This is a genomic window from Pseudomonas neustonica (assembly GCF_003797945.1).
In the GTDB taxonomy this organism is placed as follows: domain Bacteria; phylum Pseudomonadota; class Gammaproteobacteria; order Pseudomonadales; family Pseudomonadaceae; genus Halopseudomonas; species Halopseudomonas neustonica.
This window is the reverse complement of record NZ_RKKU01000009.1, coordinates 1-23,325: the sequence shown is the minus strand read 5'-3', so window position 1 is coordinate 23,325 and position 23,325 is coordinate 1. Positions and strand designations below refer to the sequence as shown.

23 protein-coding genes, 2 tRNA genes and 1 pseudogene are annotated in these 23,325 nt (G+C 55.4%); 19 read left to right on the top strand and 7 right to left on the bottom strand.

The window, feature by feature from the left end; all coding sequences use genetic code 11:
* Positions 1 to 43: 43 nt before the first annotated feature.
* On the top strand, positions 44 to 1,324 hold the full coding sequence (locus EF096_RS09280; RefSeq protein WP_123889347.1) for a S41 family peptidase: 1,281 nt from the start codon (positions 44 to 46) through the stop codon (positions 1,322 to 1,324).
* Positions 1,325 to 1,573: 249 nt separating this feature from the next.
* Entirely contained in the window at positions 1,574 to 2,320 is a 747-nt protein-coding gene (locus EF096_RS09275; RefSeq protein ID WP_158611255.1) for a divergent polysaccharide deacetylase family protein, read from the top strand.
* A 15-nt stretch (positions 2,321 to 2,335) separates the two neighbouring features.
* On the opposite strand, the gene hisF is transcribed toward EF096_RS09275, so the two are convergent.
* The 4 genes from hisF to hisB all read right to left on the bottom strand — a co-directional run bounded on the left by hisF (position 2,336) and on the right by hisB (position 5,342).
* Entirely contained in the window at positions 2,336 to 3,109 is a 774-nt protein-coding gene (gene hisF / locus EF096_RS09270) for an imidazole glycerol phosphate synthase subunit HisF (protein ID WP_123889345.1), read from the bottom strand.
* A gap of 151 nt (positions 3,110 to 3,260) precedes the next feature.
* Positions 3,261 to 4,007, bottom strand: coding sequence for a 1-(5-phosphoribosyl)-5-[(5-phosphoribosylamino)methylideneamino]imidazole-4-carboxamide isomerase (hisA, locus tag EF096_RS09265; protein WP_123889344.1), 747 nt, complete (start codon positions 4,005 to 4,007; stop codon positions 3,261 to 3,263).
* A gap of 96 nt (positions 4,008 to 4,103) precedes the next feature.
* Positions 4,104 to 4,745 carry an imidazole glycerol phosphate synthase subunit HisH gene (gene hisH / locus EF096_RS09260; RefSeq protein WP_123889343.1) on the bottom strand — a complete coding sequence of 214 codons (642 nt, stop codon included), beginning with the start codon at positions 4,743 to 4,745 and terminating at the stop codon, positions 4,104 to 4,106.
* 3 nt (positions 4,746 to 4,748) lie between these two features.
* A complete protein-coding gene (hisB, locus tag EF096_RS09255) occupies positions 4,749 to 5,342 on the bottom strand; it encodes an imidazoleglycerol-phosphate dehydratase HisB (protein WP_123889342.1) in 594 nt (197 codons plus the stop codon).
* A 190-nt stretch (positions 5,343 to 5,532) separates the two neighbouring features.
* On the opposite strand from hisB, the gene EF096_RS09250 reads away from it, so the two are divergent.
* The 11 genes from EF096_RS09250 to EF096_RS09200 all read left to right on the top strand — a co-directional run bounded on the left by EF096_RS09250 (position 5,533) and on the right by EF096_RS09200 (position 15,228).
* A complete protein-coding gene (locus EF096_RS09250) occupies positions 5,533 to 6,642 on the top strand; it encodes an NAD(P)/FAD-dependent oxidoreductase (protein WP_123889341.1) in 1,110 nt (369 codons plus the stop codon).
* Between the two features lie 69 nt (positions 6,643 to 6,711).
* Entirely contained in the window at positions 6,712 to 8,874 is a 2,163-nt protein-coding gene (locus tag EF096_RS09245) for an AsmA family protein (RefSeq protein WP_123889340.1), read from the top strand.
* Complete coding sequence (gene mutY / locus EF096_RS09240; RefSeq protein WP_123889339.1) at positions 8,871 to 9,929, top strand: A/G-specific adenine glycosylase; 1,059 nt, start codon at positions 8,871 to 8,873, stop codon at positions 9,927 to 9,929. Before EF096_RS09245 ends, mutY begins: the two co-directional genes overlap by 4 nt.
* A gap of 11 nt (positions 9,930 to 9,940) precedes the next feature.
* Positions 9,941 to 10,213, top strand: a complete 273-nt coding sequence (locus EF096_RS09235) for an oxidative damage protection protein (RefSeq protein WP_123889338.1) — start codon at positions 9,941 to 9,943, stop codon at positions 10,211 to 10,213.
* Between the two features lie 89 nt (positions 10,214 to 10,302).
* Positions 10,303 to 10,378 (top strand) — tRNA-Phe (locus EF096_RS09230).
* Between the two features lie 264 nt (positions 10,379 to 10,642).
* Positions 10,643 to 11,410, top strand: coding sequence for an ABC transporter ATP-binding protein (locus tag EF096_RS09225; protein ID WP_123889337.1), 768 nt, complete (start codon positions 10,643 to 10,645; stop codon positions 11,408 to 11,410).
* A 10-nt stretch (positions 11,411 to 11,420) separates the two neighbouring features.
* The gene (locus EF096_RS09220; RefSeq protein ID WP_123889336.1) at positions 11,421 to 12,167 is read left to right on the top strand and encodes an ABC transporter substrate-binding protein; all 747 of its coding nucleotides are present in this window, start codon (positions 11,421 to 11,423) and stop codon (positions 12,165 to 12,167) included.
* 42 nt (positions 12,168 to 12,209) lie between these two features.
* Positions 12,210 to 12,902, top strand: coding sequence for an ABC transporter permease (locus tag EF096_RS09215; RefSeq protein WP_372237878.1), 693 nt, complete (start codon positions 12,210 to 12,212; stop codon positions 12,900 to 12,902).
* The gene (locus EF096_RS09210) at positions 12,899 to 13,603 is read left to right on the top strand and encodes an ABC transporter permease (protein ID WP_123889334.1); all 705 of its coding nucleotides are present in this window, start codon (positions 12,899 to 12,901) and stop codon (positions 13,601 to 13,603) included. Before EF096_RS09215 ends, EF096_RS09210 begins: the two co-directional genes overlap by 4 nt.
* Positions 13,581 to 14,822, top strand: coding sequence for a methyltransferase (locus EF096_RS09205; RefSeq protein WP_123889333.1), 1,242 nt, complete (start codon positions 13,581 to 13,583; stop codon positions 14,820 to 14,822). The genes EF096_RS09210 and EF096_RS09205 overlap by 23 nt, the downstream gene beginning before the upstream one ends.
* A 330-nt stretch (positions 14,823 to 15,152) precedes the next feature.
* Positions 15,153 to 15,228 (top strand) — tRNA-Thr (locus tag EF096_RS09200).
* A gap of 211 nt (positions 15,229 to 15,439) precedes the next feature.
* Here EF096_RS09200 and EF096_RS09195 read toward each other — a convergent pair.
* Entirely contained in the window at positions 15,440 to 16,306 is an 867-nt protein-coding gene (locus EF096_RS09195) for a competence protein CoiA family protein (RefSeq protein ID WP_123889332.1), read from the bottom strand.
* 140 nt (positions 16,307 to 16,446) lie between these two features.
* Between EF096_RS09195 and EF096_RS09190 the strand changes: the two genes are divergently transcribed.
* The gene (locus EF096_RS09190) at positions 16,447 to 17,433 is read left to right on the top strand and encodes a hypothetical protein (RefSeq protein ID WP_123889331.1); all 987 of its coding nucleotides are present in this window, start codon (positions 16,447 to 16,449) and stop codon (positions 17,431 to 17,433) included.
* A 76-nt stretch (positions 17,434 to 17,509) separates the two neighbouring features.
* Here EF096_RS09190 and EF096_RS20580 read toward each other — a convergent pair whose 3' ends face one another.
* The gene (locus EF096_RS20580; RefSeq protein ID WP_123889330.1) at positions 17,510 to 17,701 is read right to left on the bottom strand and encodes an AbrB/MazE/SpoVT family DNA-binding domain-containing protein; all 192 of its coding nucleotides are present in this window, start codon (positions 17,699 to 17,701) and stop codon (positions 17,510 to 17,512) included.
* Between the two features lie 587 nt (positions 17,702 to 18,288).
* On the opposite strand from EF096_RS20580, the gene EF096_RS09180 reads away from it, so the two are divergent.
* From EF096_RS09180 to EF096_RS09170, 3 genes are read left to right on the top strand one after another with little or no spacing between them, the layout of a single operon-like run.
* On the top strand, positions 18,289 to 19,302 hold the full coding sequence (locus EF096_RS09180; RefSeq protein WP_218565752.1) for a CBASS cGAMP-activated phospholipase: 1,014 nt from the start codon (positions 18,289 to 18,291) through the stop codon (positions 19,300 to 19,302).
* A complete protein-coding gene (locus EF096_RS09175) occupies positions 19,302 to 20,489 on the top strand; it encodes a CBASS cGAMP synthase (RefSeq protein ID WP_123889329.1) in 1,188 nt (395 codons plus the stop codon). Before EF096_RS09180 ends, EF096_RS09175 begins: the two co-directional genes overlap by 1 nt.
* Before the next feature lie 5 nt (positions 20,490 to 20,494).
* Positions 20,495 to 21,490 (top strand): E2/UBC family protein, encoded by a 996-nt coding sequence (locus EF096_RS09170; RefSeq protein ID WP_123889328.1) that lies wholly within the window; start codon positions 20,495 to 20,497, stop codon positions 21,488 to 21,490.
* A gap of 103 nt (positions 21,491 to 21,593) precedes the next feature.
* Here EF096_RS09170 and EF096_RS09165 read toward each other — a convergent pair whose 3' ends face one another.
* Positions 21,594 to 21,908: an ArsR/SmtB family transcription factor gene (locus tag EF096_RS09165; RefSeq protein WP_000349485.1), complete on the bottom strand. Its 315-nt coding sequence runs from the start codon at positions 21,906 to 21,908 to the stop codon at positions 21,594 to 21,596.
* A 111-nt stretch (positions 21,909 to 22,019) separates the two neighbouring features.
* On the opposite strand from EF096_RS09165, the gene EF096_RS09160 reads away from it, so the two are divergent.
* Positions 22,020 to 23,054 (top strand): permease, encoded by a 1,035-nt coding sequence (locus EF096_RS09160; protein WP_000098298.1) that lies wholly within the window; start codon positions 22,020 to 22,022, stop codon positions 23,052 to 23,054.
* Positions 23,055 to 23,066: 12 nt separating this feature from the next.
* Positions 23,067 to 23,325 (top strand): annotated as a pseudogene (locus tag EF096_RS09155) (transposase family protein); the annotation flags it as partial.

The window sequence follows — 23,325 nt, the reverse complement described above, 5'->3', positions numbered from 1 at the left end:
GCAGCTTGGTTGCTGTCCGTCTTTCTTGCGTTGGGAGAGTTTCATGATTGCAGTGCGTAGTCTGTTCGTAGCCGGCCTGAGCCTGAGTCTCAGCTTGGCTCCTGTGTATGCGCAAGAAGCACCACAGGAGGCTGCTGCTCCCCTGCCGCTGAATGACTTGCGTACCTTCGCTGAAGTGTTTGAGCGTATCCGCACGGCTTATGTTGAGCCGGTGGATGACGCCACGCTGCTGGAAAATGCGATTCGCGGCATGCTTGAAGGACTGGACCCGCACTCCGCCTATATGGGGCCGGATGAATTTGCCGGTTTGCAGGACTCGACTCAGGGCCAATTCGGCGGCTTGGGTATTGAGGTTGGTCAGGAAGACGGCTTTCTCAAAGTGGTTTCGCCGATCGATGACACGCCCGCCGCCGAGGCGGGTATCGAGGCGGGCGACCTGATCGTCAAGATTGACGATCAGCCGGTCAAGGGCATGAGTCTGATGGATGCGGTCGACAAAATGCGCGGCGAGCCCGGCAGTAGCATTCGTTTGACGCTGGTGAGAAATAACGGTCGGCCGTTCGAGGTGTCGCTGGAGCGCGCCATTATCAAGGTCAAGAGTGTTAAGTCCGAGATGCTTGAGCCCGGTTATGCGTACTTGCGTATTACCCAGTTTCAGGTCAATACCGGGGACGAAGTGCGCACTAGTGTTAACCGCCTGAAAGCCGATGGCGAGCTCAAGGGGCTGGTGCTGGATTTGCGTAACAACCCAGGTGGTGTGCTGCAGTCAGCAGTCGAAGTGGTAGATACCTTCGTCGACGAAGGCTTGATCGTCTATACCAAGGGCCGCTTGAGTAATGCAGAAATGCGTTTCAGTGCGACCAGCAATAATCCCTCCGGCGACGTGCCCCTGGTGGTACTTATCAATGGCGGCTCAGCCTCTGCCTCAGAGATCGTTGCTGGTGCGCTGCAGGATCTGGGGCGCGGAGTGATTATGGGGACCGACAGTTTTGGCAAGGGCTCGGTACAAACGGTGCTGCCATTGAACAATGATCGCGGTCTCAAGCTCACCACCGCGCTGTATTACACGCCGAAGGGTCGTTCTATTCAGGCGCAGGGTATTGTTCCGGATATCCGAGTGGAGCGTGCCCACCTGACGCTGGATGAAAGTGAAATCAGCTACCGTGAGGCTGATCTGGCTGGCCATCTGAACAACGCCAGTGGCAATGAGCGTCCGACGTCGGCTGCCCGTCAAGATGCCAGCCCTCTGGCTGATGACTATCAGCTTAGCCAGGCCGTTAGCCTGCTGAAAGGCTTGAACGTCGCCCGCGAACGCGTGCAGTAAGTTCAGCAGGTGGTCAGGCTATTTATAGCTGCAGCTGATTGCGCGCGCGTATCGCGGCTGTTGATGGCCTGGTTGCTGATCTCTGCGCTATTTTTGGGCGGGTGCACTGATGAGCAGCCGCCAGAACCAGCCGCTGAGTCGGCTCAGCAAGCAGCTCCCGTCGCTAGTGAACCGCTTTCACCGTTGCCGACTGATGCTCCGCAAAGCCCTGTCCCGCCGGCTGCCGAGGTTCTGCTGACGGAGCCCGGCGTGCCGGCTGTTGAGCTGCTTCCCGTCGTCATTCCTGAGATGCCTGCCCCGGCAGCGTTTGCACAGCCATCGCTGCGGGTCCCAGTGCTGAGTATCATTATTGACGATATAGGCCAAAGCCGCGTTGCGGGTGAGCGGGTCATTGCGCTACCGGGACGGGTGGCGCTGGCCATTATGCCTTTCACGCCCAACGCGCAGCTGTTGGCCCGGCTCGCTGCCGAAGCGGGCAACCCGGTTATGCTGCACCTGCCGATGGAGAGCATGGCCTCGCTTTCGATGGGTGAGGGCGGCCTGGATACACAGATGGGTAGAAGCGTGTTTGATGCTCGGCTGCAGGCCAGTCTCAATGCGTTCAGCCCGATTCAGGGCGTCAATAATCATATGGGTAGTAAGCTGACGGCCGATCGCGAGCGCATGGACTGGCTGATGGCGCAGCTGGCTGCGCGCCAGCTGTTTTTTGTGGATAGCCGCACAACCAAGGACACGCAGGCGGCTTTTGCCGCGCAGGCGTTGAATGTGGATAGCGTATCGCGTGATGTCTTTCTGGATAACGAACGCAGCACGGCAGGGCTGGAACAGGAGTTTAAGCGGGCGTTGGCGCTGGCGCGCAAGCAGGGTTCAGCGGTGCTGATTGGTCATCCCTATCCTGAGAGTCTGAGTTTTCTCGAGCGCCGCTTGCCGGAACTGGAAGAGCGCGAGGGTGTAAGGCTGGTGAGTGTGCAGGCGCTACTGACGCGCCCGCATTAACCTGAGCTGGCCCGCTTAGAGGCGCATCTCAATGCCGCGTTCAGCCATGTAGGCTTTTGCCTCGGCGACGGTAAATTCACCAAAGTGGAAGATGCTGGCGGCCAGCACGGCGTCTGCGCCGCCCTGGGTTACGCCGTCAGCCAAGTGCTGCAAGTTGCCGACGCCGCCAGAGGCAATGACCGGGATATGCAGCGCATCGCTGATAGCGCGCGTGACGCCCAGGTCGTAGCCGCTTTTAACGCCGTCTTGATCCATGCTCGTGAGCAATATTTCGCCTGCGCCCAGCTGTTCCATTTTGCGCGACCATTCCACTGCATCCAGTCCGGTTGGCTTGCGACCGCCGTGGGTGAAGATTTCCCAGCGGCCCGGCTCGCCTGGAGCGGACACTCGCTTGGCGTCAATCGCAACCACAATGCATTGCGAGCCAAACCGATCCGCGGCCTCGCCCACAAATTCCGGATTAAACACGGCTGCGGTGTTGATCGAGACCTTATCGGCACCGGCATTAAGCAGGTTGCGAATGTCTGCAACCGTGCGTACGCCGCCGCCCACGGTCAGCGGAATGAATACCTGACTGGCCATGCGTTCCACTGTATGTAGCGTGGTGTCGCGTTCCTGGTGGCTGGCGGTGATGTCGAGAAAGGTTATCTCATCGGCACCCTGCTCGTTGTAGCGGCGTGCTATCTCAACGGGGTCGCCAGCATCGCGGATATTCTCGAACTTGACGCCTTTCACCACGCGACCGTTGTCTACGTCGAGGCAGGGGATGATGCGTTTGGCGAGCGGCATAGGTAATTAGCTCCAGATCTTTTGGCGAGCTTGAAGCTAAAAGCTGGAAGCTTAAAGCAAAAGCATCGAATTCGGCCGATGCTGCTCGGCCCAAGTATTGTATGTGCTTGACGTCGAGCTTCCCCGACGCATGCCTTCCAGCTTCCAGCTTTTACTTATTGCTGGCCGCGTACTCGTCACACAGGGCCTGTGCTACCGCGACATCCAGCGTGCCTTCATAAATAGCACGGCCTGTGATGGCGCCGATGATGCCGGGTGTGGTGGTATCCAGCAGGGTCTGAATATCACCCAGATTATGGATGCCGCCGGAGGCGATAACCGGTATCGAGGTGGCATTCGCCAGCGCTGCGGTGGCTTCCACGTTACAGCCCTGCATCATGCCGTCTTTGGCAATATCGGTGTAGACGATGGCAGAGACACCGTCCGCTTCAAAGCGCTTGGCTAAATCGATCACCTGAATGCTGCTGACCTCGGCCCAGCCGTCGGTCGCGACAAAGCCATCCTTGGCATCAAGGCCAACGATGACCTTGCCCGGAAAGGCGCGGCAGGCTTCGGCTACAAATTCAGGCTCTTTTACCGCCTTGGTACCGATGATGACGTAGCTGACACCGGCCTTGACGTACTCTTCGATGGTTTCCAGTGAGCGAATACCGCCACCGATCTGGATTGGCAGGTCGGGGTAGCGCTTGGCAATCGCAGTCACGGCGGCGCCATTGACCGGCTTGCCTTCAAAGGCACCGTTCAGGTCGACCAGGTGCAGGCGACGGCAGCCGGCCTCGACCCATTTGGCGGCCATGGCGACCGGGTCATCGGAAAACACCGTTGCATCGTCCATCAGGCCTTGGCGCAGGCGTACGCAGGCACCGTCTTTGAGGTCGATAGCGGGAATAATGAGCATAACTTTTTCCTTTGGAAAAAGAGCTTCAAGTTTCAAGCGGCGAGCGGCAAGCGGGTTTGCTTGCGACGTGCGACTTGCAGCCTGCAGCTCTGATCTTTACCAGCGCCCATCCCAGGCGAGAAAGTTCTGCAGCAGCTGCAGACCGTTGGTGTGGCTTTTCTCAGGGTGGAATTGGGTGGCGAATACATTGTCCTGCGCGAGTGCCGCGGCGAAGTCGACGCCGTAATGGCAGCGCCCGGCCAGCTGTCCGGTTTTGCCGGGTGCGGCGTAGTAGCTGTGCACAAAGTAGAAACGGGCATCCTGTTCAATGCGGTGCCAGAGCGGGTGGTCGATGGTTTGTTGCACCTGATTCCAGCCCATGTGCGGCACCTTGAGGCGTACGTCTGCGTCGTACAGCTCGTCACCAAAAAACTTCACCTGACCGGGAAACAGGCCAAGGCTATCAACGCCGCCATTCTCTTCGCTGTGCTCCAGCAGCATCTGCATACCGACACAGATGCCGAGCAGGGGTTTCTCCCTGGCGACCTGCAGTACCACCTGATCCAGGCCCAGTTGGCGCAGTTCGCTGACGCAATCGCGGATCGCGCCAACGCCAGGTAGTACCACACGATCGGCATTAAGTATGGCCTGTGGATCGCTGGTCACTTCAACCTGTTGCGCGCCGACATGCTCCAGTGCTTTGGCAACCGAATGCAGGTTGCCCATGCCGTAGTCGATAACCGCTACATGACTCGACATGGATTACAGGCAGCCTTTGGTAGACGGCATGATGCCGCTCATACGCTCGTCTTGCTCGATAGCCATGCGCAGTGCGCGGCCAAAGGCCTTGAACACGGTTTCAATCTGGTGGTGTGTATTCACACCGCGCAGGTTATCGATATGCAGGGTAACCTGAGCGTGATTGACGAAGCCCTGGAAAAACTCCATGAACAGGTCAACATCAAAGCCGCCGACGCTGGAGCGGGTAAAGGGCACATGCATCTGCAGGCCGGGACGACCGGAAAAGTCGATCACGACACGTGACAGTGCTTCATCCAGAGGTACATAGGCGTGGCCATAACGGCGGATGCCTTTTTTGTCACCGATGGCCTTGGCAAAGGCCTGGCCCAGCGTGATGCCCACATCTTCAACCGTGTGGTGGTCGTCGATGTGCAGATCGCCTCGGGCCTTGATGGTCATGTCGATCAGGCCATGTCGGGCAATCTGGTCGAGCATGTGTTCAAGGAAGGGAACGCCAATGTCAAAGTCTGCCGCACCCGTTCCATCAAGGTTGATGGCTACATTGATCTTGGTTTCCAAAGTGTCGCGCGCGACACTGGCCTTGCGCTCGGCCATGATGAATCTCCGCTGAAATTGTCGGTCAAGGGCGGGCATTATACGTGTCTGTGGCCCGGTTGGGCTACCGCGGACTTATTGGCCTGATTGATTGCTCTGGTCGCTGGGCTAGTGGGCTGTGATCGGCGCTGAGGCCTGGGCAGAATGCGTAGTGAAATGACCGGGTGTTTAGAGCTCAGAGATAGAGGCTATGACGACGGATTTTGACCTGATAGTGATTGGTGCTGGTGTGGTGGGGCTGGCCCTGGCGCAGCACATGGCGCGTGCTGGGCGCAGCGTGCTGGTGCTTGAGCAGGAAGATTGGATCGGCCAGCACAGTTCCAGCCGCAACAGCGAGGTCATTCACGCCGGTATCTATTATCCGCCGGGTTCGCTCAAGGCGCGATTGTGCGTCGCCGGGCGCGATCTGCTGTACGCGTGGTGCAAGCAGTACGCGGTGCCGCACCGGCGTATTGGTAAGTTGCTGGTAGCCGTGACGCCAGAGGAGATTCCCGCTCTCGAGCGGTTGCAGGCCAATGCGGCGGCTAGCGGCGTGGCGTTGCGGTGGCTTGATGCGGCGCAAGTGCGTGCGATGGAGCCCGAGGTGCGGGCTGTGGCGGGGCTGTTCTCGGCGCAGACGGGGATTGTGGATAGCCATGTGCTAATGCAATCCTTCGAGGCTGCCCTGCAATCAGCCGGCGGCAGTCTGATCTGTCGCAGTCAGGTGCAGCGTATTGTGCCTTGTGGGGCGGGGTTGGCGGTCGAAGGTATGAGCGGCTCTGACCCTTTTCGTCTTACCGCCAGGCAGGTAGTCAATGCCGCCGGACTCTTTGCGCAGCAGTTGCAGCAATCGGTAACCGGGGTGAGGCAGGTGCCACCCGTGCACTGGTGCCAGGGCCGTTATTTTGCTTATGCCGGGTCGTCGCCTTTCCGTCATCTGGTTTACCCTATGCCGGAGGTCAATACGGCCGGTTTGGGTGTGCATGCAACACTGGATATGGGTGGGCAGCTGCGTTTTGGTCCCGATGTACGCTATGTCGATCAGCTGGATTACGCTGTGGATGAAGAGTGTCGCCAACCATTCGCGGCAGCGGTGCAGCGTTACTGGCCCGGCTGCGATCCGCAGCGATTGCAGCCGGCCTACGCTGGCGTTCGGGCCAAGCTGAGCGGGGCGGGGGAACCGGTCATGGATTTCGTCCTCCAAGATCAGACTACGCATGGCGTGAAAGGCTTGATCAGCCTGTTTGGCATAGAGTCGCCGGGATTGACTGCCAGTCTAGCGCTGGCGGATCAGGTAGGTCGGATGCTGGACGCCAGCTGAAATCAAAGCTGAAATCAAGGTTGTATTACCCCGCAGAAGTGTTTTCGGCGGGGCCAATAAGGAGAAGTGATGAAAGCCTTTGCCAAGGTACTAGGGCTGGTGGTGTTCGGCATTGCGGTGCTGGCTGTCGGCGTGCTGTTTTTCCTCACCCGGATGTTCGATCCGAATGATTACAAGGAAGAGATTCAGCAGGCCGCACGTGAGCAGGCCAATATTGAGCTGACCCTGGGTGGCGATATCGGTTGGTCGCTGTTCCCTTGGCTGGGTATTGAGCTCAAGGATGTGGGCGTGGCACCCATTGAGCATCCAGATCAGTCGCTGGCGCAGGTGGGCTCTCTGGGGCTTGGCGTCAAGGTCCTGCCCTTGTTGCGTCGTCAGTTGCGCATGAGTGATGTGATTCTTGACGACGTGCACCTGCAACTGGTCAAAGGTGATGACGGCGTAGGTAACTGGGCCAGCATTGGCCCGCAGGAATCTGCTGCAGCCGAAGGCGCTGATGGCGGTTCCGGTGCACCCTCTACCACTGAAGACAAGCAGATGGATTTTGCGGTTGAAAGTGTGCAGGTGACTAATGCCAGCGTACGTTACGAAGATCGCCAGAGCGGGCAGGTACTGAGCCTTGATCAGGCCAATCTGACCACGGGCGCGTTGATCGAAGGCGAACCCTTTGATGTCAGTTTTCTAGGGCTGTTGACTACTGATAAGCCCGCGTTGCGCGTACGCCTGGATATGAAAACCGTTGCTCAGTTCGACCTCGGGTTGAAACGCTACGAGTTCAGCGCTGTGGAGATGAAAGTGGACGCCAGTGGCGAACCCTTCTCCGGTCGTGCCATCAATCTCCAGCTGCAAGGCGATGGCCTGCTGGACTTGACCGCACAGGTGGCAGAGTTGAACCAGCTGCGTATGTCATTGGGCGATATGCGCGCGACCGGCGCATTGAAGGTCACCGCCCTGGATACTGCGCCGACATTAGCGGGCCAGATTGATGTGGCCGAGTTTGATGGTCGCGATCTGCTACGTGATTTGGGGCAGGAGTTGCCCGATATGGCCGACCCGGGCGGACTTTCGCAGATAGCGCTGTCCGCCAAGCTGGATGGCTCTGCTACCAGCATGATGCTCAGGGATCTGAGTCTGTTGGTTGACGGTGCAACCCTGAAAGGGCAAATGGGCGTGGCTGACTTTGAGCGCCAGGCGCTGCGCTTTAACTTGGCGGGCGATAGCCTCAATCTGGATAACTATCTGCCCGCGGTCGAGGAGAAAGATGGCACTGCATCGCAGCAAACTGGCGGCAGCAAGTCGACCGCGGCGCCAGCAGAATGGAGTGATGAGTCGGTATTGCCATTGGAGCGCTTGGCCGCCCTCGATGTGGACGGTAGCCTCGCACTGAAGCAGCTCACCCTGACCGGCCAAAGCATCCAGCCGTTTAAGGTAGAGGTTGTGGCGCGCGATGGTCGCATCCAGCTCAAACAGCTCGATGGCGGAATATTCTCCGGCACCTTCGCCAGCAAAGGTGAAATTGACACCCGCCAGACTCCGGTCAAAGTGTCCCTGACTAGTGAGATCGCTGGTTTGGATTCGCTTGCTGCGCAACAGGCCTACGATGTGCCGGCTCAGGTACGTGGCGATCTGAACCTGAATATGGATCTGAGCATGCGCGGCAACAGCATGCGTCGCTGGATGAATACTCTGGGCGGCAACGCTCGCTTCCAGGTAGACGATGGCGCTTTGCTGGGGGTGAATCTCGAGCAGCAGCTATGCCGCGCTATCGCCCTGGCCAATCGCAAGTCGCTCAGTGGCGAGCATGGTAGTGAAAACACCCCCTTCAGACAGCTGAACGGTAGTTTCAGCATACGTGATGGCCAGATCACCAATCGCGATTTGGTCGCCTCCTTGCCGGGGATCACGGCCAAGGGCAAAGGCGAAGTTAATCTGCCAGATCAGCGTCTGGACTATCGCATTGGTCTGCTGCTGGAAGGTGACAAGAGCGACATGCCGGATGAAGCCTGCCAGGTTAACGAGCGCTATGTGGGGGTCGAGTGGCCCGTGCGCTGCCAAGGGTATTTACATAACGCGGCCAGCAGCTGTGGTGTTGATAGCGAGGGCGTCACCCGGGTAGCTGGCCAGTTACTTGGCAATGAAGCCAAGCGCAAGCTGGAAGAGCGTATCGACGAGAAACTGGGCGACAAGGCACCTCAGCTGCGCGATGCACTCAAGGGGTTGTTTTCCAATTGAGCCCTGATGACTTCGCCCAGCGGGTGCTGGACTGGTATGACCTGCACGGACGCAAGGACCTGCCCTGGCAGCAGGGCATGACGCCTTACCGCGTGTGGGTGTCTGAGATCATGCTGCAACAGACGCAGGTAGCCACCGTCATTCCCTATTACGAGCGTTTCATGCAAGCGCTCCCGGATGTGCATGCCCTGGCTGCCGCCAGTGACGACGAGGTACTGCATTTGTGGGCCGGGCTTGGCTATTACAGTCGGGCGCGCAATCTGCACAAGGCGGCCAAGCTGGTGGTCAGCGAGCACTCCGGTGAATTCCCGCGCAGTATTGAGGGGCTGATTGAGCTCCCCGGTATCGGCCGGTCGACCGCTGGCGCGGTCGCCTCTTTGAGTATGGGGATCTGGGCGCCGATTCTGGATGGCAACGTCAAACGGGTACTGGCGCGTTTTGGCGCGGTCGAGGGCTGGCCGGGCGAAAAGAAGGTGCATGACCGCTTGTGGAGCATGGCAGAGCGTTATACGCCCCAAAACAGGGTGCAGCACTACACGCAGGCCATGATGGATATGGGGGCGACCCTGTGTACTCGCACTAAACCATCCTGCCTGCTGTGTCCGCTCAAGGACGGCTGTGAGGCGCGAATGCTCGGTGAGCCTACCCGCTTCCCTTCGTCCAAACCGCGCAAGGTAGTACCGATACGCCAGTGCGTGATGCCCTTGTTGATGAATCAGGATGGCGAGGTGTGGTTGCAGCGCAGGCCGCCGAGTGGCCTATGGGGCGGCCTCTGGTGCCCGCCACAGCTGGATGGCGAGGAAGAGCTTGCCCAGTGGCTAGGTGTGCAGGCGCTGCGTGTTCATAGTCGTGAGTCTTTACCGGCGCTGCGGCATACCTTTAGCCACTTTCATCTGGATATTCAGCCGTTGCTGCTACGGGTGGACGCCAGTGCTGGCGTGGCTGAAGCGGGGCAGGTCTGGTATAACCTGCGCCAGCCCAGTCGTCTTGGTCTGGCAGCGCCAGTTAAAAAGCTGCTGAAACTGGTTGAGTCCTATGTTCCCACTGTTGCCTGAAGGAGCCCGCGATGACACGCATGGTTATGTGCCGCAAATTCAAAGAAGAACTGCCCGGTCTAGAGCGGCCGCCTTATCCCGGTCCCAAGGGCGAAGCGATTTTTCAGGATGTATCCAAGCGCGCCTGGGATGACTGGCAGGCGCACCAGACGATGCTGATCAATGAGCGTCGCCTGAACATGATGGATCCGGAAGATCGACGCTTTATCCAGGCTGAAATGGACAAGTTTCTGGCCGGTGAAGATTACGCTCAAGCCGAGGGATACGTGCCTCCGAGCGCATGATGTTTGGGTAAGCGGCTGATAAGTAGAAAATATTTTTCGTTTGGCGCTTGACACAAAAAGGCTTAAACCGTTTAATAGCGGCCCTTGATGCCCAGATAGCTCAGTCGGTAGAGCAGAGGATTGAAAATCCTCGTGTCGGCGGTTCGATTCCGTCTCTGGGCACCACTTATTACGAAAGCCCGCTGGCAACCCCAGCGGGCTTTTTTGTTTTTGGCAGTTGAGAGCTGTCTAGCTGGCATCTTGGCAAGCGTTTTGCCTGTGATTTTAGCGGCGTGACCGAAAGAGGGTTCTTGGTCATGCGGATTAGCTGTGCTAATTTTGCCAGAATATGACGACCGGGCGTCTGCAGAGAACGCTGCACCCCGGCTGCCGCATCACAAATGCGGTGGTAATACACCTGACGGCTAAAAGCCTAGTGGATAACGATAAGTGACTTCGCCCGCTCTAGAAGTGCGCAACTTGCACAAACGGTACGGCGACCTTGAGGTGCTCAAGGGCGTTGACCTGGTCGCCAACGATGGCGACGTTATTTCTATTCTCGGCTCTTCCGGTTCAGGCAAGAGTACGTTGCTGCGCTGCATTAACCTGTTGGAAAACCCCCATCAAGGCCAGATTCTGGTTGCCGGTGAAGAGCTCAAACTTAAGCCTGCGCGCAGTGGCGAGCTGGTTGCTGCCGATAGCAAGCAGATCAATCGTCTGCGGGCACGTGTTGGGTTCGTTTTTCAGAGCTTTAATCTGTGGCCGCATATGAGCATTCTCGACAACATTATCGAGGCACCTCGTCGTGTGCTGGGTCAGTCCAAGGCTGAAGCGGTAGAGTCGGCCGAAGCCTTTCTGGAAAAGGTCGGTATAGCCGACAAGCGCCACGCTTTCCCGGCGCAGCTGTCCGGCGGCCAGCAGCAACGTGCCGCGATTGCTCGCACGCTGGCCATGCAGCCGCGCGTCATCCTGTTCGATGAGCCCACTTCAGCACTTGATCCAGAAATGGTTCACGAGGTGTTGACGGTAATTCGAGCATTGGCGGATGAAGGACGTACTATGCTGTTGGTTACCCATGAAATGGGTTTTGCTCGACAGGTTTCGAGCCAGGTTGTATTTCTACACCAAGGGCTGGTCGAAGAGATCGGTACGCCGGATCAGGTGTTCGATAACCCCGGTTCCGAACGCTGCAGACAGTTCATGTCAAGCCACAAATAGGAGTAGGTCCATGAAACAATACAAGAAAGTTTTGCTGGCAACCGCCACAGCGTTGTTTATGAGTGCTCCGGCTTTTGCCGAGACGCTGCGCATCGGTACTGAAGGTGCCTACCCTCCATTTAACCTGGTGGATAGCAGTGGTGAAGTGGTTGGTTTTGACCTCGATATCGCTAACGCCCTGTGCGCCAAGATGGAAGTTGATTGTGAAGTTGTGACCTCGGATTGGGACGGCATCATTCCCGCGCTGAACAACAAATTCGACTTTCTGGTCGCGTCCATGTCGATCACCGACGAGCGCAAACAGGCGGTTGACTTTACCAATCCTTACTACACCAACAAGTTGCAGTTTGTTGCTCCCAAGTCAGCTGATTTCAAAGTCGATGAAGCTAGCCTGAAAGGCAAGACGATCGGCGCCCAGCGTGCGACCATCGCCGGCCAATGGCTCGAAGACAATATGGCTGACGTCGTGGATATTCGTCTGTATGACACCCAGGAAAACGCGTACCTCGATATGAACTCCGGTCGCATTGACGGCGTACTGGCAGATAACTTCGTGCAATACGAGTGGCTGCAAAGCGACGCTGGCGCCAACTTTGAGTTCAAGGGCGAGCCCGTGTTCGACAATGACCAGATCGGTATTGCTGTACGCAAGGGTGACCCGCTGCGTGAGCGCCTGAATACTGCATTGCAAGCCATCATTGACGACGGTTCTTACGAGAACATCAACGCCAAGTACTTCCCTTTCAGCATTTACTGATGACCAGCCGGGCTCTGCGGGGCCCGGCCTGGAACTATGCCCATGCCTGATTTACAAGGTTTCGGTCCAGCCCTGCTCGAAGGGACCTGGATGACCATTCGTTTGTCCCTTGCCGCGGTATCCGTTGGCCTATTGTTCGGCCTGCTCGGTGCGTCTGCCAAGGTGTCGAACAATGTCTTTGCACGTGGTCTGGGTGGCTTTTACACCTCGGTCGTACGCGGTATCCCGGAAACCGTCTGGGTATTGATGATCTACTTCGGCACCGTATCCGCTTTCAACGCGCTGGGTGCCTATTTTGGCTATCCGCGTTTTTCGCTCAGCCCTTTTGTTGCCGGCACCCTGGCACTGGCACTATGTTTCGGTGCTTATGCCACTGAGGTTTTTCGGGGTGCGCTGCTCGCCATTCCGACTGGCCAAAAAGAGGCCGGCCTGGCGCTGGGTTTGTCCAATTGGCGTATTTTCTATCGTATAACGCTGCCTCAGCTTTGGCGCGTCGCACTGCCGGGTCTGGGGAATCTATATCTGATTCTGCTCAAGGACACCGCGTTGGTGTCGCTGATTACGCTTGATGAAATCATGCGCAAGGCGCAGGCCGCTGCCAATTCGACCAAGGAGCCTTTCACCTTTTACTTGTTGGCCGCTGGCATTTACCTGTTTTTAACGGTCTTTATCATGGGTGCGCTGCACTGGTTTGAAAACCGGGCCAATCGTGGCTATGTAAGGACCGAGCTATGATTCTGGCCGAGAAGTGGGCGCTGATTGAGCGCTTTCTACCGCAGTTGTGGGACGGTACTTTGGTGACGCTGCAGCTGGTTGGCCTGGCTGTGCTGATTGGTCTTTTTGTGGCGATCCCCTTGGGGTTGGCGCGCGCCTCTCGGCATTGGTATATCCGTGCCTTACCCTACAGCTACATCTTCTTTTTTCGCGGCACGCCGCTACTGCTGCAGCTGTTTCTGGTCTATTACGGTATTTCGCAGTTTCAGGTGGTCCGTGACAGCTTTCTCTGGCCCTATTTGCGTGAGCCCTTCTGGTGTGCGTTGATCACCATGACCATGCACACCGCTGCCTATATTGCCGAGATCCTGCGTGGCGCCATTCAGGCGGTTCCGCCGGGAGAAGTTGAGGCTGCTCGTGCACTGGGTATGTCCAAGCGTCAGGCTCTGCAGCACATCATTCTGCCGCGCGCCATTCGTATCGGCTTGCCTGCCTACGGCAATGAAGTGATCTTGATGCTCAAAGCCAGTGCGGTGGTCTACACCGTAACCATGATGGATATCATGGGAGTTATCCGCACTATCAACTCGCGGACCTATGAATATGAGTTGTTCTTCATGGTGGCGGGGGCGATGTACCTGATTATTACCTTGGTATTTACCCAGCTGTTTCGCTTGGTAGAACGCTGGCTCAAGGTTGATGCCAGTCGGCAATCGCGCTGAGCAAGCTCGTGTGAGTTTTGCCCAGCGCTTTGCTGAGCTTGATTGCTGGCTGCAGCAACACCAGCAACTGTGGCGCCCGAAGCCATTCACTCAACTCACGCTCGAGTGGGAGGCCGACTACCCTGAACTGTCCGGTTGGCTGCGACAGCGAACCCTGGCCGAGGCAGAAGCTGCACACCATCAACCTCAGCTATTGAGCGCACCGGCTCCCTTCACGCAGCTAGCCGCCGAGGCGCAGGAGTTTTGTCGGCTGCCGCGCTGGCAGGGCGACTCTACCGGGCACCTCCCTGAACCCTTGTACCGCCATGTCCCCGGCCGCAAATGGCAGCAGATTACCGAGTTTGCTTACGCCACGACTGCGCGCTTTGATCAGCCCACCGTCCGCTGGGTCGACTGGTGCGCGGGCAAGGGCCACCTAGGCCGCCTGTTGGCCTGGCAGGGCGGGCAGTCACTCAGCTGTCTGGAGCATGACCCGGCATTGAACCTGGCTGGTGCAGAGCTTAGTAGCGCGCTTGGTATTGATGCTACCCATATGGACAAGGACGTATTGGCCGCTGATGCCTCTATGCTGTTCGATAACAGCGATAGTCTGGTCGCCTTGCATGCCTGTGGCCAACTACATACCACCTTGCTTGAACGGGTTGTCTCGCGTAGCTGCCACCAACTGGCACTGTCGCCTTGCTGCTATAACCGCATTGCTGGGGAAAACTATCAGCCGCTCTCTGTAGTCGCTCGGAAGGCGCGCTTGCAGCTAAGCCGAGATGATCTGGGGTTGCCTTTACAGGAGACGGTTACGGCTGGGCGCCGTGAGCGCGAACAACGTGATCGCTCTATGGCCTGGCGTTTGGCTTTTGACCTATGGCAACGGGAAGAGCGGGGCCGTGATGAGTACTTATCCACGCCATCAAAGCCGCTAGGCGGCACTGCCCAGGGCTTCGCCGGTTTCTGTCATAGCCTGGCTGCGCACCACCGGCTGCATCTGGCAGCCCCCGCCAGTTGGACGCAACTCGAAAGCCGCGGCTGGCAGCGGCTTGCCCAGGTACGCAACCTGGAGCTGGTGCGCGGGCTCTTTCGCCGCCCGCTGGAAATCTGGCTGCTGCTCGACCGCGCGCTCTACCTGCAGGATGCTGGCTACCGGGTGCAGCTTGGCGAATTCTGCGCGCCAAGCCTGACGCCACGCAATTTGCTGCTGTTGGCAGAAAAAATGTCTGACAATTAATCACCAGTCTATGAACTGCTAGTGCACAGACTTATCCACAGATTTTGCATAATTGAGGTTATCCACGTCAGCTGTGCATAACTGTGTTGATGACACGGTGGTAACTCTCTGAGGGCCAGTAATTACGAGTGCTGGCAGCTTTCGTATGAAAATTGATCACGGTTGATAAACTCGGCAAAACAACAGCTTGCACGTGTTAAGTCAAGTGATTAACGAAAAGTAATGCACAAGTGACCAGACGCCGCACTGAAGAAAAAAACGCACTTAAATGCAAACTGATGCGTCGCATGGCTTTACACAAAAATTTAGGCATATATAATGCGTGCCCATGCCGGTATAGCTCAGTTGGTAGAGCAACTGACTTGTAATCAGTAGGTCCCGAGTTCGACTCTTGGTGCCGGCACCAGTAAAATCAAAGGCTTACCTTAAAGGGTGGGCCTTTTTTTGCCTGATTTCCGGTTTCGGGTAGGATTCGGGTAGGAGTTTGACGTCACTTGGAGTCATGGTTAGACACAGCAATGTCGAACCACACGCGTACTGGGAGCGATGTGGTTCCTGGTTTCGGGAAGCGCCAATTAATCTAAAACGGCAGACGCTCCGTCAAAACGATCCCGCCATCACCTCTCACTCAGACTCCGCAATCTCTCTAGAACTTTCTCATGACACCCAGAACCGAAGATCCAGCTTTTATATCTGGAGTTGTAATCGCCACCCAGCTCATTTCGCCATGACTTGAGTAGCTCAGTAATCTGCGGATTGTATGACCAGGAACGCACTGCGATGGAACCACTGGGCAACGTCCGAGCGGAAACCCACATCTGCATGATGGTGAAGCGATGTTCTGTCGGCACTCTCGGCTGCTGATGCTCAAGGGGGTAGGGCGGGGTGGTAATTTCGAGGGGCTGAAGAACATCGGGGCTCGCAGGATAGATCCAGGTTTTGTGGTGAGCGTCATCTAGGATATAGCGCTTCACCTCTTCGGATGGTACCGGGTGCTGGTTTGTCAGGAGCTCACGTAAATCCAGCTCTATGGTCCGAATACCCGCAGCTTGAATGCGATCACGTTTGTCGTCATTGATGAACGACGTCACAGCAACCTCGATAAAAAGCTCGGTGCCATCTTTGAGAGCAGCTACCAGGTCAGGTTGAAATCCTGCTTGAGGGACCTCACGAATTACGTTTTCGAAATCCCACCAGCTACTTTTGTCATTGGTGCTCGGAGAAACGCCTGGTAAAGGCGGAAGCTGCAGGCCTTGCGCCTCGCAAATTAGCTCTTTGGCGTACAGGTGCAGGAGCGTTTCAGGCTGAATGATGCAGCTTTCTTTATTTGAGCGGTGGGCGAAATGGTGGCCCCGAATCGAGCCTTTTCTGGCGACTACAGTCTCTCCACAACCAATGCATGTGCAATCGCAGGCGAGACCGCGTTCTGCATTTTCAATGTCGGTAAGTTTCCCAGCTTGGTTGAGCGCTACGAACATGGTCATGGTGTTATCCCTCTGGTCTAAAGAAGGTCCCAAGTGTCATTATTCGTCGGGGGTAAAACCTCCCCCAAACCCCCTGCAAAGGGGTATGTGTAGCTAATGATTAAGCTGGCGCCCGCATTTTCAGGGCTAATGGAGGCGTGGTGCAGGATGTGATGCGATGCTTCGAAGAGGAGCTGATAGAGGCTCCTGCTGATTCCAAGGCATACCGAATTTTGCGGTTCATGGTTCAAAAGAAGCTGGCTGATATCGAGCGGGGAGGACGCGAGCCTCAGGTTTATCCGCGGTCAGCATTACTTTTGTGCGTAGAGGGCGAGACAATAGCTCGGAATGCCGATCCTGCAAAATGGTTGAAACCGGGCCTGTTGGAAAGTTACTTGGAGTCCCGCCAAGCGTCGCTAATTATCCGCCTGCAACGCGCGGGCTTGGACCAAATGCCTGCTATCCGAACTGATGGAGGAAAAGGCGGGAAAGGCATTGAGCGTACGTACTGGCTAGACACGGAAGCCATTCCACTAGCTGACGAATTAGAAGGAGCGGCGATTGGTTGTCGGCAACTGACGTATAGGAGATCTGAGCTGGGGGAAGTGAAGCCATCATTACTGCTGCGGTTCATTTTCTCTAACGGCACGCTAAAAAACCGCAGTTGGCGAGGGCTCGCCCTGTTTGGCGTGACTCTGTGTGGGTTTTTGCTTTTTGTCGTTTGGTTGCTTGCGGGAATGTGGAGTGTGTCGAGTCTCCACGCAGCCCTTTCGCTTCGACAACTGTTGAGCACTGCATTCTTCGCGGTATGCGGCTGGATCATCTGGACTAGCTTTTACAGCCCTTGGGTGCGCTTGGTAGATGAGCGTGTAGTGAAGGCTTCGGCAGCACTCCTTTCGTTCAAGGAAGACTCGGCAGAACTCGAAATGCACCGCGATAGCGACAAACAGCAGTGGACTAGGATTGTTCGATTCAGCGGTGACTGTCCAATCTGCGGCGGCCGCGTGCTGCTTTCAAGGGGAAAGCCAGATCAGGTGCTGCCTTTGGTGGGACGATGCAATGAAAGCCCGTATGCACACGTTTTCAGTTTTGACCGGGTACGACTGGAAGGAAGCTATTTGGGTCCAGGTGATCTCTCATTGGAGTAATCGACAATCTTCCGCTGCTGGTGCTATCCATTATGGAGGCTCTCGGCCAAAAGCTGATGCTGCCAGCGGTCCGCCCCTAGGAGGGTGCGTTAAAAGCTCGGTGTTTGAGCTTTAGCGAAATGCCGTCCTCTCCCTGTTCAATTGCCAGCTCATCTCCCAAAGTCCAACCAAGCTTCTCAAGTAGCTCGTATGGAAGCTCAACAATAACGTCTCCGCTGCCATCCCCAGGATCTTGGCAGACAACTCGCCAGCTATCAGACATGCCCATAACGTCACCCTCGCTATATAAAGCTAAAGTATGGCAGTTTTATCCTGGGGACGCCTGGCTGTCGCGCGCGCCCAAGTCTTCGCGGCTGTGTTACAGGTCGATTGCACAGATACAAAAATCCACATCTAGTGAGTGGGCTTTCGGATATCTCCAAGGGGGAGCTAGGTGCCACTATTCTCGGCGCAAGCGAGATGGGCTCCCTTTTCTGAAGTACCGCTAACGGCTCAGAGTGTGTAAAAACGTTGTTCAGCGCGCTTGGAGTCCGACGCAGGGTTGGAAATCGCGTTCCTATGCATAATCTAGGTCTACTGACCTCCAGAAAAATTCTGGATTTCACGTAGTAGTGCAGACTTCAGTTTGAGTGACTGTTTTCACACACTCTGGCCCGGAAGCGGCCGGTCCCATCACGCAGACACCGGCCAAAAATACATCTTCGTTGTACTGACAAAAAACGACCTATTAACGTGATAAACAAGCCTCAGCTGCATGGAAACTCGCTGGTTTTAAAATTTATCATTATTCCCCCCTTGCAATGATGCCACCTTGCCTTCATAACCTCAGTACAACAAAGTTTAGAGAAGGTGCCAGTGATCGATACAAAACAGCAGCGGTTCCAGATCCTAGCTCTTTCTGGTGGAGGCTTTCGTGGGCTTTACACCGCGAAGATACTTGCTGACATCGAGGATCAGATAGGAGCACCAATCGCTTCAAAGTTTGATCTGATCGCAGGTACATCTATCGGTGGCATCTTGGCTTTGGCTGTAGCACTAGAAATTCCTGCTCAGAAAATGGTCGACCTCTTTGAGAAGCACGGTGAAGATATCTTCAAGCCGCGCTTCAACTTTTTTGGCACTTTGCGATCTGCCTATTCCCCCGAGCCATTGAAGCGCCTATTGCAAGACGAATCTCTCTTTGGCCAACAGCCCCTTGGGGAATGTAAGCATCCAGTAATCGTACCCGCTATCAACTACTCCCGGGGCGAGCCACAGCTATTCAAGACACCTCATCACCTAGATTTCATTCGTGACCACAAATTTGCCCTAGTTGACGTGGCACTTGCTACCAGCGCAGCCCCTATGTATTTCCCGCGTCACACCTTCAACAACAACCAATATGTCGATGGGGGGCTGTATGCCAATGCTCCAGGGCAACTTGCAGTCCATGAAGCCCAGCAGTTCATGGGGCAATCCATCGAGTCTATTTACGTCCTTGCCGTAGGAACCATGTCCTCTAAGTTCACCGCTAATCCCGGACGCAATCGCGCCGGAGGAACCTTTGACTGGGGGGGGCTGAAGCCAGCCAAGACACCAGAGCGGCTGTTTAGTGTTTCGATTTCGGTTTTGGAAACCCTTACACACAAAGTTCTGGGTCACCAGCTTGAGGGCAGATATACCCTCATTGATGACGCACTTACTGACGAAGTGTCCAAGGCTGTGGCCCTCGATAAAACGGATGCATCTGCCCGAGAGGCTCTTCTGGGAGCTGGGTCCGAACGATCAAAGGCATTTTTAGGCTCGGCTGAATCTAAGCCATTTCTTGCACATCAGCCCAGTCCACCAGTTTTTTATCACGGTCATAATGCCGCCAAGGAGAATTTTTGATGCTCAAATACAGCAAGCTCTTTCACAAGGGCGGCAACGACTCTGACGTTTACGAAGATCGGATCGTCCCAACGTCGGAACAACGCAAGTTTTTGATCAGTTGCAAAAACAAAGTGCGCGAGCATCTTAGGTCACGCATCCGCAGAGCAACAAAGGAAGAGCTGGGTATGGACCGTGTGGTCGAGCCACGCTTCCGCACCCAAGGCTCTTGGGCTTACAACACTTGCATCATCCCTGAGCGAATGCCAACGCAAGAGATGGATTGGGACTTTGGCGTCTATCTGCCCGTAACTGTTTGGGAAGAGAACGGCCCACCGCATGCTATGGCCAAAGCATACTTCGACTTAGTCGAGTACGCGCTTGGGGACTTGTGTGCTCAAGAAAATTGGCAGCTTCTGTTTGGTAAAGATACATGTATTCGAATTCAGGTCGCTAACTGGGCTCACCTGGATATTCCTTTATACGCTGCACCCGAAGATGAGTTTGAAAAGGTTAGAGAGAGGGTTGATCTGGCGGAAGCCTGCGCCGAATTGATGCGCAAAAGCGAAGCACTGATGGATACAGTAGACTTCGATTTTGCCATGAATCAGATTCAGGAGCAGCAATGGGAGGATCTCGATCATGTAGTGATGGCCACTCGCAGTGGTGAGTGGAAAGCCTCTGATCCAGAGGTCATAGCGAATTGGTTCAGAGATCGGATTGAAGAGCACGGGGAACAATTGCGTAGGGTATGCCGTTATTTGAAAGGGTGGCGTGACTTTCACTGGACATCGGGCGGGCCCACCTCAGTCTCCATCATGATTGCTGCTGCTCAGAAGTTTGAGCCCCGTCCTAGGCGTGATGACATTGCCTTGGAGGAGACGTCCCGACACCTCAGTCAGATGTTTTTGAGCGACATTCACGAGGAGGGTATCGACAATGGACAAGAAGACTTCAACCGCTTGAGCGAAGAAGACCGCCGCCTGGCGTCGACACGCTTCAGGACACTCGCGTCCACTATGCAAGAATTAAGATCAATACATGAGACCCAGAAGCTTGATGTCATCCGCCAGCTTCGTGGCCAGTTCGGCGCACGTATTCCTAACGATATCTCCTTGATCGAAGTGGACGCTGGGGCCGACGCTATCCGGAATACAGCACCTTTACGGGTCGCACCTCCAGTAGTTCTTTCCACCAAGGCTGGCTGATCTGGATGTCCAAGCTGGGTGAATCTCTGCGAGCACTGAAGGCCAGAGGGTTCGCCCCAATCGCTGCTCGCAGTCCAGCCCGTTCATTTAAAGGCGAGCTGGTCTGTAAGAGAGGAAAGGTCAACGCTAGGCTAACAATTTCCGACTGGGATTTTTTGAACTACCCTCATATTCAAATTCTTGAAAGGCAGGCTTTTCTCCCAGAGCTGATGCCCCACGTAGATGTCGCTGGCAATTTGTGCTACTTCGCTCCAGGCTCCGTAACGCTGGATCGATATGATCCAGCTACAGCTATTCTTCAGTGCCTCGACCAAGCCACTGCAATTCTTGACCGAATTTGTTTAGATTCGAGCTATCGCGTCGCAGATATTCAAAACGAGTTCCCCGCTCACTGGGAATACGGCCAATTATTACCGCCACGGCAGGTTCTGCTGGGCGAAATCAAACGAAGCGCAACAACGGCGAATTACTTTATTCTAGAGACCGGGGATAAGAAACGAGCTCTCATTTCTAATTCTCCTGACGAAGCGACAAGATTGGCTAATGCTTTAGGAGCCAAGCTTAAATCATCACACTTCCAATGCTGGATACTTAGAACAAGGACTTTACCAGCAGTACCGCAAGAAATGCCCACCACGATAAAAGCGCTATTCGACTGGATAAAAATCTGGGACCAAGCTTTATATACTAGGATCCAGAACATATTGGGCCAACGTGATTATCTTAAACAGTCCTATTTACCCTTCGCCATTGAAACCCCAGTTGGCTGGCTCGGCTTTGGGTTTGATTTAGACCGGATGCGACGTGAGACATACCGTAGAGATCCAAAAAAATACAGGCAATACCTCCATACGAAAGGGGGTAGCCAGAACCTATTTCGGATGGCTATCAAGCAGGTCAGTGCTAGCTTCGTCCATAACAGAAATCTGGGTATCCGGAATTTCTGGTTGATAAAATGCCAAAGATGTAAAGAAGAAAATCTTTCTCAGCGGATTATCTGATTGATCCTCTTCAGCCTACTCTACTGCCAATTTTCTGTTTCCACCTTCGCCTGAGTCTTCATAGCGATGCTGACTAGGGAGGACAGCGAGAGCTGGGCAAGCGTCAAAGCGGTTCTGGTTCATGCGCAATCCGAACACCTGCACAACATTCCTCTTGTAAGAAACCGATCAAATTCTCTAGGTGCCCATACTCGGGTATACAGACAATCGTGCGGCTATGTTTCTCCTGCCGGATCAGCCCTACCTTGGCCATGCGCGCAAGGTGATGTGATAGCGTCGAAGCAGGAATACCCAGCCCCTTCTGGATATCTCCGACCGAAGCCCCATCATGGCCAGCTTTGACCAGAAAGCGGAACACGGACAGTCGGTGACTATTCCCTAGCTCAGCTAAGCTGGCTGCAACCTTTTCGTGATCCATAGCACGCCCCAATAATTCGATGTTTCTAGAATTATAGTTGACAGGTCGGATAAACGCAAGTAGGCTGCGTACATCATTTCGACAATACTAGAAATATAGGAGTAATATTGAATGTCATCTCAACTCCAAGACGCTCTAGGCATGTTCGCCTTTCTCGCTATCGAGCTATCGGTTTTATTCATTGGCATTAGCTTGCTGGTCGGAGTTCTTCAACGTCACATCCCACCATCCAAGGTGGAAGCGTTACTGACTTCCAGTGGGAAGCGAGGCTATTTTCTTGCTGCTGGTTTAGGAGCTATAACGCCCTTCTGTAGTTGCTCGACTATCCCCATGTTGAAAGGGTTGATTCGGGCACGGGCCGGTTTTGGGCCGATGATGGTGTTTCTTTTCTCATCTCCGTTGCTGAATCCTATCGTCGTCGGCCTGCTGGTTGCCACGTTTGGATGGACACTTACTGCTATCTATGTGCTCGCCGCTTTGGTGGTCGCGGTAGGTGCCGGATGGCTGCTTCACACGCTTGGCTTCGAGCGTTATGTGCGCCGGACGGCGACACAAGAGAGCAGTGGATGTAGTTCATCAGCAAGCCCGTGCAGTGCTACATCGACCGCATCGAGTTGCGGCACCAACAGCTGCGACACCACTCCGAAGACGGCTTCTTGCGGGGCTGATAGGAAGACAACAGTCTCTACGTCTAGCGAATGCTGTGACAGTCAACCCACTGTCACGGTTAAGAAAGAAGGGAAGTACAGTGGTGTGTGGCGGGAAGCTTGGTCGGACTTTATCGATGTGTTGCCTTACCTGCTCATCGGTATTGCGATTGGCAGCGTGATCTATGGTTTCATGCCCACTGACTTATTGGAGCAGTATGCAGGCCCAGATAATCCCTTTGCCATTCCAGTTGCCGCTGTCATCGGCGTGCCGTTGTATATTCGCGCTGAAGCCGTCATACCTCTGGCAGCGGCTCTGATGGCCAAAGGCGTGGGTGCCGGGACGGTGCTAGCGTTGATCATCGGCAGTGCCGGAGCCAGCCTGACTGAGCTCATTCTGTTGCGCTCTTTGTTCACGCTGAAGCTTTTAGCGGCGTTTTTAGCAGTCATTTTTGCTATGGCGATGATTGCCGGTTACGCCACCTACCTGTTTTTCTGATCAAGGCGGGAGATGATTAATTCGTTAAGCCTTCCTGGGTACCAGTTGGTGGATTCTGATGAGCAGAATGAAGACATACATTTTCGGCTTGAAGCACCTACACCAGTAGCCTGCGAGGGGTGCGGCGTGCAGGGTGAGTTCGTGCGGTTCGGCAAGCGTGACGTTCCCTATCGTGATCTGCCCATCCACGGCAAGCGGGTCACTCTCTGGGTGGTCCGCCGCCGATACACCTGCCGGGCCTGCAAGACAACATTCAGGCCCCAGCTACCGG